Raw genomic sequence first — 8,395 nt, forward strand, 5'->3', positions numbered from 1 at the left:
CTTTATTGATTACGTTTTGCTTGTTCAGTTTTCAAGGTTCATTTTTATTTAAGTCGTTTTCAGCGACTTTATTATCTTATCTCATTCTCAACTAGAAGTCAACAACTTTTTAAAAATTTTATTTTCAAGCGTTCCTTCTTGTTAAGGACAAGTAATAATATATAATATAGCATTTAAAAAATCAAGCATTTTTCATAAAAAAATTAAAAATCTTTTTAATATCTATTACAAACAATAGAATTCCTGCTAATACAATCGATCCACCAATGATTTGTGTCATGATTAAATACTCTTTAAATATCACCAAAGCTAAAAGAGCAGCTCCTACAGGCTCAAATAATATAGCTATTGAAACAACATTCGTACTAACATATTTAATAGACCAATTAAACAAAGTATGACCAAGTAAATTTGGTATTAATGCTAATAAGATAAACCATATCCAATCCATCGAAGAGTATGGTCCAAAAGATTCCCCTTTAACCAATACATATATAAATAAAGTAATGGTACTCACAACATATACAACCATCGTATAGGTTACCAAGGATAATCTCTTACGTACGTCCTGTCCTAATAAAAAATAGGCAGTTGCTAGTGCACAAGCAATGAGTGCTAGTACATCTCCATAAAAGGCTGTTCCACTTACTTTAAAATCGCCCCAACCAATTAAAACACTTCCTATTATTGCAATCGATCCTGCTATGATTGTTTTCATCGTTATTTTCTCTTTAAAGAAGAAGTATGTGCCCACAAATGCAAACAACGGTTGTAGCGTTACTAAAACTGTTGAACTTGCTACTGAAGTATAGTTGAGTGATTCAAACCATAATATAAAATGAAATGCTAAAAAAATCCCCGCAACGGAAGAAAATAGCCAATCACGTCTTTTTAAGGTTATTAACTCCTTTGTATATCCTCTTAAAAACAATGGCGCCATGATTAAAACGGAAAATAGCATGCGATAAAATGCTATAATTCCCGCTTCCGCCGATGCTAATTTCACAAAAATAGCTGACATCGATACTGAAATTACACCAATTACAATTGGGATGTATGGATGAATTCTTGGCTGTTCCATAAAACCCCACCTCCCTGAAAAAATACTTATATGTCCTTACCTCCATGTTGTACAATACAAAAAAGTGATGCACATATAATAATGACAGTTTGCATATCTCTTAGCAATACGAAATATCAATGGAGGGTCGTGTATGGAAACATTATTGGAAAATATGATTACATATGAAGTTGGCATAAAATTAGTTATTGCAGCCACATTAAGTTTAGTAATCGGTATCGAAAGGGAATTAAAGAAAAAACCAGTTGGATTAAAAACAAGTTTAGTGATTGCTACTTTCAGCTGCTTATTAACGATTATCTCCATTGAAACAGCCTACTCAACCCCCGCAAGAGAAGATATCAACATTACGATGGACCCTCTTCGTTTAGCCGCGCAAATTGTCAGTGGAATTGGCTTTCTTGGTGCAGGAGTCATTCTAAGACGCGGCAATGACAGCATTACGGGTTTAACAACCGCTGCTATGATCTGGGGAGCCGCTGGTATCGGTATTGCGGTTGGGGCGGGATTTTACATGGATGCAACATTAGCGGTTGTGATCATTGTTTTTGGAATTGAGGTACTATCACCTTTTCTTATGAAAATTGGACCAAAGCGAATTCGTATGCGAGAAATTCTATTAAAAGTTCAAATTGATGATGACAACCATACAGAATCATTTCTATTATTTTTAAAGGACAACAACATTATCATTGAAAACATACGCATTAAAGATGTGCACTTAAAAAATGATAGTGTTTTACATGAGTTAGATTTACGCCTTTCCTTAATCGTCTCGGATAATTTGTTGTCATTTTATCGTTCATTACGAGCACTATCTTATATAGAAAAAATCGAAATGGAAATTTTAAACTAGTTGGAGGATTTTTTATGGCAGAACTATTAAAACTACTAAAAGACGGTAACAAACCCTCACTAATGGCTGCATTTGTAAATGCATTTTTAGGAATTATTAAAGGAATCGCCTTTTTCTTTACAGGTAACGTTGCAATGTTTGCAGAAATGATGCACTCTCTAGGCGATGCAGCAAACCAATTATTTGTGTATATAGGTTCAGCACTCTCTAAAAAGGCACCTACCAAACAATTTCCTGGTGGCTTTGGTCGTATTGTCAATTTAGTATGCCTTTTCGCTGTAATAATTGTAGCTATACTTTCTTATGAAACAATAAAAGAAGGTTGGCATCATTTTATTCATCCCACAGGAGAATCTAGCGGCATACTGATTGCCCTAGGCGTATTATTCATCGGGATTGTTTTAGAAGGGACAGTGCTAGCTAAAGCGGCTGCAGAAGTGCTACATGAAGCAGGTCAAGAAAAAGCAGGTATCGCATCTATTCCCAAAGCATTCCCATACTTGAATAGAGCAAAACCGGCAACAAAATTAGTTTTTATGGAAGATTTAGTTGCTACTGGAGGCAACTTCTTAGCCTTTGCTGCAATTTTAATTGCTTATTTTACAGGTTGGGGTCGAATAGAAGGACTTGTTTCGATGATAATCGGGGCCATGATGTTTTATGTAGTTGGTAAGGTATTCCTCGATAATGCACGTGGTGTCATCGGTGAGACAGATGAAGAGATGTTAAACCATATCGCTCACCTCGTAATGGAGGATCCGAATATTAAAGATATTGTGCGTCTTGAAGTGATTAAAGAAGGGGAATTTTTACATGTAGAATTAGTAGCTGAAGCTGATCCCCATTTATCGCTAGCCTTTTTAGATGATGTTCGCGATCATTTAACAGAAGTAATCCTAAGCCAAAAAGGAGTATCTAAAGTAGCTATTTTATTCGACGAAGATGACGGGAAAACAAGCTGGATACACGTTGGCGAAAAGCCAAATAACTCCATGTAATACTTTATACAGACAAATAGCCAATTGCCATATTTCAGGCAGTTGGCTATTTATTATACTAGTTTTAAATTGGGAATATCCTCATAACCAACATAGACATGGTTTGTAATCATAAAAGTAAGCAATTTATTACAGGCAATCGTTTGTCTTTTACCATTCTGTTGAATTACGATTTTGGAAAATTGTAAGGAGGCTTGACGATTAGCCAATGCATATTCTTCGGCATTTAATATATCTCTGCCATCCACATGACAGCCCAATACGAAATTCCCTGCAAAAGAATCCTTTAATACATTCGGATGCATGGATTGATAATGGACTTCAGCAATTGAATCTTCGATATTCATGAATTGATGGGCTACCAAATAATGTTTTAAAGCACCTTTTAAATCAATTGCAATAGCCGTATCCGCTAAAATTGTTCGATAATAAACAGGAACAATTTCAGCACCCCCCAAATAAGGCTTAACTTCTACAACAATTTCTCCAAAAGGACGAACAAATAATTGTACAATTGCTTTATTTACACCATCCGAAAAAATAACATTCGTTTGCCCAAAACGTAAGCTTTTAAAAAATATGCTTTGATCTACAATGTATCCAGTGATAATTTTATCATTTTCAATTTGCAATGATTTCGCTTCTATACCCAATACTTCTACACAATTTTGCATTTTATAAACGTGTTGCTGAAATGGCATTTCTATACAGCTTAATGTAACAATACGGTTCTCTAGCAATTGTTTCAACATTTGATCCTCTCCTCTTTGTTTAATATTGTCATTATTTTAGTAAAGGTGGCTGAACAACTTCTGAACATCACTACACGAAGTGAGTGATTATGACAAAAAATTATTCTTTTCTATCATTCGAAAATTACCTCATAGTTAAATAATTCACAATATAGGTTGAATGACTCAATAAAAAACGTGACTTTTATCACTTAAAACAAAGAAAAATATATTATTAACCACTTTTATATCTATCTATTTTATTATATTGCAGGACTATAGAAACTTCTACGACAAATTTCAACACTTATCGTTAATTTTTCTTAACCTTGCAACAAAAAAATATGAGGCTATAAGCATAGCCTCATACATGATGTATTAAAGAGAATTTTGTAAAATAGTTCTTACATCTTCCCCTTGCAATTTATTAAAGTTTCCAAACGGGCCATTTTGCATTGCATGATCTATTATTTGCTGGAATTTCGAATCATCAATATCATAATCAGCTAAACGACTAGGCGCCCCTAATGATGTCCAGAATGCAGATAAACGATCAATTCCCTCGTAAGCAACCTCTTCTACTGTTTTGCCTGTTGCTTCGACTCCAAATACACGTGTGGCTATACCTGCAAAACGCTCAGGATTTACTGGTACACTTAAACGCATCCAATGTGGTTGAAGAATAGCTAACCCCCCTGCGTGTGGAATGTCGTAAACAGCAGATACAGCATGTTCAATATTATGAGATGCCCAATCCCCTCGTGAACCAATTGATAGGAAGCCATTTAAACCAATTGTCCCTGCTAATAAAATGGTTTCACGTAACTCTGTATTTTCTAGATCCTCTACTAATTTTGGAGCTGTCGTAATAACCGTTCGCAATACCCCTTCACACATTTCATCTGTGATAGGAGTATTCGTTGTATTATGGAAATATTGCTCAAATACGTGTGACATCATATCCACAATTCCATACACAGTGTGATTTTTAGGTACAGTCACTGTATATGCTGGATTTAGGATTGAAAATTTCGGGAAGGCTGCTGGACTACCCCAACTTAGTTTTTCTTCTGTAGCGGCATTCGTTATCACAGATCCAGCATTCATTTCTGAACCTGTAGCAGCAAGTGTCAACACTGTTCCTAGTGGTAGGGCTTGTTCTACTAACACTTTACGTGTCACGATATCCCAAGCATCGCCATCATACTTCGCGCCAGCAACGATTAATTTAGAACAATCGATTACTGAACCACCACCAACAGCAAGAACTAAGTCAATTCCTTCTTTTTTGCATATCTCAATACCTCGTCTAGCTGTTTCCACTCGTGGATTTGGCTCTACACCACCTAATTCAAATACGGTTTTATCCGCGAGTTGCAATTTTTCTATAACAGCATCGTATACACCATTCGCTTTAATACTCCCGCCACCATATACAACTAATACTTTGTTTCCAAATTGCTCTAATTCTTTCGGTAATTTTTCAAGTGCATCCTCACCAAAATGTAGTTTCACCGGGTTAAAAAAAGTAAATGAATCCATCTAATTCGCCCCTTTCTAGTTGGATTTTCTCATAATTATGCTAGAGAAAGCAAAGATTACACGCTGTCATCGCTTTGCTATTTCTAAAGAGTTGCTTCAAACTGTTCAGATTTTGTTCAGGTAATAGTTGTATAGTACTTTTTATTACATAAAATCAAAGGAATTTTTGCACATGCTTATTATTGTAATTGTTGTCGTAACTATAATTTTGGGCTTTTTCCTGTTACGATTTTTTAAAATCAAAAAAATAAGGAACGAAAAAAAGATGCTATTAGAACAGCGTCTAGATCACCTTCTTCAATCGAATAAAAATGAAAAAAATGAGTCATCCCATTAGTATAGGAATGACTCATTAGCTTATTTTTACTTAAACCCAACCACGGAAGCGAGAAGCTTCTGCCGTACGGCGAACACCTACCATGTAAGCTGCTAAGCGCATGTTGATGTTACGTGTTGTTGCTGTTGTATATACATTATCAAATGCTTCAACCATTTTTTTGTATAGACGCTCTTCCACTTCTTCTTCTGTCCAATAATAACCTTGGTTATTTTGCACCCATTCAAAGTAAGAAACTGTAACTCCACCTGCAGAGGCTAATACGTCTGGTACAAGTAAAATGCCACGCTCTGTTAAGATTTTAGTTGCTTCTGCTGTTGTTGGACCATTTGCTGCTTCTACTACGATATTTGCTTTCACATTATGTGCATTGTCAGCAGTAATTTGGTTTTCAATAGCAGCTGGTACTAAAATATCACAATCAAGCTCTAATAATTCTTTGTTAGAAATTGTGTTTTCAAATAAAGTTGTTACTGTTCCAAAGCTATCGCGACGATCTAATAAATAGTCGATATCTAAACCTTCAGGATCATGAAGTGCACCATAAGCATCTGAAATACCGATTACTTTCGCACCTAAATCATGCATGAATTTCGCAAGGAAGCTTCCTGCGTTACCAAATCCTTGAATAACAACACGAGCACCTTTAATATCAATACCACGTTTTTTTGCTGCTTCTTCGATTACGATTGTAACACCTTGTGCAGTCGCACGGTCACGACCTTGAGAACCACCAAGTACTAGTGGTTTACCCGTGATGAAGCCTGGAGAGTTGAATTCATCCATACGGCTATATTCATCCATCATCCATGCCATAATTTGTGCATTTGTAAATACGTCTGGCGCAGGAATATCTTTTGTTGGTCCTACGATTTGACTTACCGCACGAACATAGCCACGGCTTAAGCGTTCAATTTCGCCCATAGACATTTGACGAGGATCACAAATGACACCGCCTTTACCACCACCGTATGGTAGATCGACAATACCACATTTCAATGTCATCCACATTGAAAGCGCTTTAACTTCCTCCTCAGACACTTGTGGGTGGAAACGAACCCCACCTTTAGTTGGTCCTACAGCATCATTATGTTGTGCACGGTAGCCAGTAAATACTTTTGTTGTACCATCATCCATTTTTACTGGGATGCGCACTTGTAGCATGCGAAGCGGTTCCTTTAGTAATTCATACATTGCTTCATCATAGCCAAGTTTATTTAGAGCATCTTGAATGACATCTTGTGTTGATGTGAAAAGATTTAAGTTTTCAGACATTATTAAATCGCCTCTTTGTTTTTTTTAATGATAGTTATCGGCATCATTGTAACATACTTCCGAATTAAAATGTGAACATTTTGTTAAAGTTTAAATACTTTTTCAATTTGTTCAATTGACCAATCTAAATCCTCTTGAGAAATCACAAGTGGTGGTGCAAAACGAATCACTGTATCATGTGTTTCTTTACATAATAGACCTAATTCTTTAAGTTTTTCACAGTATGGACGAGCTGCTTCTGTTAGCTCCATACCGATAAATAAACCACGACCACGTACTTCCTTAATAACTGGGTTGTTAATTTCTTTTAATTTGCCTTTGAAATATTCACCAAGTTCGTGTGAACGCTCTGCTAATTTTTCATCTAATAAAACTTTAATAGATGCAATTGAAACTGCACAAGCTAAAGGGTTGCCTCCGAAAGTTGAACCATGTGAACCTGGATTGAATACACCTAAAATACTACGGTTTGCAGCCACACAAGAAATCGGGAATACACCGCCACCTAGAGCTTTACCTAAGATATACATATCTGGTTCTACTTCTTCCCAGTCACAAGCAAACATTTTACCTGTACGTGCTAAACCAGCTTGAATTTCGTCAGCAATGAATAGAACATTGTTTTCACGGCAAAGTTCACGAGCTGCTTTTAAGAAGCCTTCTGTTGGAATGACGATACCCGCTTCACCTTGAATTGGCTCAATTAAAAATGCAGCAGTGTTTGGTGTAATAGCAGCTTTTAAAGCTTCAAGGTTACCATAATCTACTAATTTAACGTTTGGTAGCATTGGACCAAAACCGCGACGATATTCTTCATCAGAAGATAAAGATACAGCTAGCATTGTACGACCATGGAAGTTACCATTACATGCAATAACTTCAGCCTTACCCTCTTCTACGCCTTTAACATCATATGCCCAACGACGAGCTGCTTTAAACGCAGTTTCTACTGCTTCAGCACCAGTATTCATTGGTAATACCATTTCTTTATTTGTTAATTTCCCTACTAGCTCATACCATTCACCAAGGTTTTCGCTGTAGAAAGCACGCGAAGTTAACGTTACTTTATCAGCTTGCTCTTTTAAAGCAGCGATAATTTTTGGATGACGGTGTCCTTGGTTTACAGCTGAATAAGCTGATAACATATCTAAATATTTGTTGCCTTCTGGATCTTTAACCCAAGCACCCTCAGCCTCTGAAATAACGATTGGCAGTGGATGATAGTTTGCTGCACCAAAATTTTGTGTTTGTTCAATAACTTGTTGAGTTTTTGTCATATCCTATTCTCTCCTTACTAATCATGTTGAAAAACTTTATAGAAGAAAGGGACTATGTATCACTATAAGTAGAATGATTAAAAATTTAGCAACAATTCAAACGATAAATTTGCTAACTTCTCCACAGTAAACTACGTCATGGATGTCTACGGTTTTAGCCAGGGTAGTGTTACCTGGAGAAGTGTCACAAATTCATTTAAAATGCCTTAATTTCTACTTACTTTGAAAAGCCCTCACGTCAATGTGAAAATTAAAGCATTTCTGAAGTTGTTTTAGCTTGCATATGCAGTTGTAGGTA

General features: G+C 36.1%; 7 protein-coding genes. 2 read left to right on the forward strand and 5 right to left on the reverse strand.

Going from position 1 to position 8,395, the window contains the following annotated elements; translation table 11 throughout:
* Nucleotides 1–181: 181 nt before the first annotated feature.
* On the reverse strand, nucleotides 182–1,081 hold the full coding sequence (locus CD31_RS00530; RefSeq protein ID WP_036074915.1) for a DMT family transporter: 900 nt from the start codon (nucleotides 1,079–1,081) through the stop codon (nucleotides 182–184).
* Between the two features lie 133 nt (nucleotides 1,082–1,214).
* Here CD31_RS00530 and CD31_RS00535 point away from each other — a divergent pair, with 133 nt between their 5' ends.
* Together CD31_RS00535 and CD31_RS00540 are read left to right on the forward strand one after the other, a co-directional pair.
* Nucleotides 1,215–1,937: an MgtC/SapB family protein gene (locus tag CD31_RS00535; RefSeq protein WP_016994404.1), complete on the forward strand. Its 723-nt coding sequence runs from the start codon at nucleotides 1,215–1,217 to the stop codon at nucleotides 1,935–1,937.
* 14 nt (nucleotides 1,938–1,951) lie between these two features.
* On the forward strand, nucleotides 1,952–2,935 hold the full coding sequence (locus CD31_RS00540; protein ID WP_016994403.1) for a cation diffusion facilitator family transporter: 984 nt from the start codon (nucleotides 1,952–1,954) through the stop codon (nucleotides 2,933–2,935).
* A gap of 53 nt (nucleotides 2,936–2,988) precedes the next feature.
* On the opposite strand, the gene CD31_RS00545 is transcribed toward CD31_RS00540, so the two are convergent.
* The 4 genes from CD31_RS00545 to CD31_RS00560 all read right to left on the reverse strand — a co-directional run bounded on the left by CD31_RS00545 (nucleotide 2,989) and on the right by CD31_RS00560 (nucleotide 8,097).
* Nucleotides 2,989–3,687 carry a hypothetical protein gene (locus CD31_RS00545; RefSeq protein ID WP_036074919.1) on the reverse strand — a complete coding sequence of 233 codons (699 nt, stop codon included), beginning with the start codon at nucleotides 3,685–3,687 and terminating at the stop codon, nucleotides 2,989–2,991.
* A gap of 357 nt (nucleotides 3,688–4,044) precedes the next feature.
* Complete coding sequence (locus tag CD31_RS00550) at nucleotides 4,045–5,208, reverse strand: iron-containing alcohol dehydrogenase (RefSeq protein ID WP_036074920.1); 1,164 nt, start codon at nucleotides 5,206–5,208, stop codon at nucleotides 4,045–4,047.
* Between the two features lie 367 nt (nucleotides 5,209–5,575).
* Entirely contained in the window at nucleotides 5,576–6,820 is a 1,245-nt protein-coding gene (locus tag CD31_RS00555) for a Glu/Leu/Phe/Val family dehydrogenase (protein ID WP_004233781.1), read from the reverse strand.
* 83 nt (nucleotides 6,821–6,903) lie between these two features.
* A complete protein-coding gene (locus CD31_RS00560) occupies nucleotides 6,904–8,097 on the reverse strand; it encodes an ornithine--oxo-acid transaminase (RefSeq protein WP_004233780.1) in 1,194 nt (397 codons plus the stop codon).
* Nucleotides 8,098–8,395 lie beyond the last annotated feature (298 nt).

Source organism: Lysinibacillus boronitolerans JCM 21713 = 10a = NBRC 103108 (assembly GCF_000772935.1).
In the GTDB taxonomy this organism is placed as follows: Bacteria; Bacillota; Bacilli; order Bacillales_A; family Planococcaceae; genus Lysinibacillus; species Lysinibacillus boronitolerans.

Coding starts and splice junctions, on each gene's coding strand:
- CD31_RS00530 (WP_036074915.1), bottom strand. CDS start 1,081: ATGGAACAGCCAAGAATTCATCCATACATCCCAATTGTAATTGGTGTA.
- CD31_RS00560 (WP_004233780.1), bottom strand. CDS start 8,097: ATGACAAAAACTCAACAAGTTATTGAACAAACACAAAATTTTGGTGCA.
- CD31_RS00550 (WP_036074920.1), bottom strand. CDS start 5,208: ATGGATTCATTTACTTTTTTTAACCCGGTGAAACTACATTTTGGTGAG.
- CD31_RS00555 (WP_004233781.1), bottom strand. CDS start 6,820: ATGTCTGAAAACTTAAATCTTTTCACATCAACACAAGATGTCATTCAA.
- CD31_RS00540 (WP_016994403.1), top strand. CDS start 1,952: ATGGCAGAACTATTAAAACTACTAAAAGACGGTAACAAACCCTCACTA.
- CD31_RS00545 (WP_036074919.1), bottom strand. CDS start 3,687: ATGTTGAAACAATTGCTAGAGAACCGTATTGTTACATTAAGCTGTATA.
- CD31_RS00535 (WP_016994404.1), top strand. CDS start 1,215: ATGGAAACATTATTGGAAAATATGATTACATATGAAGTTGGCATAAAA.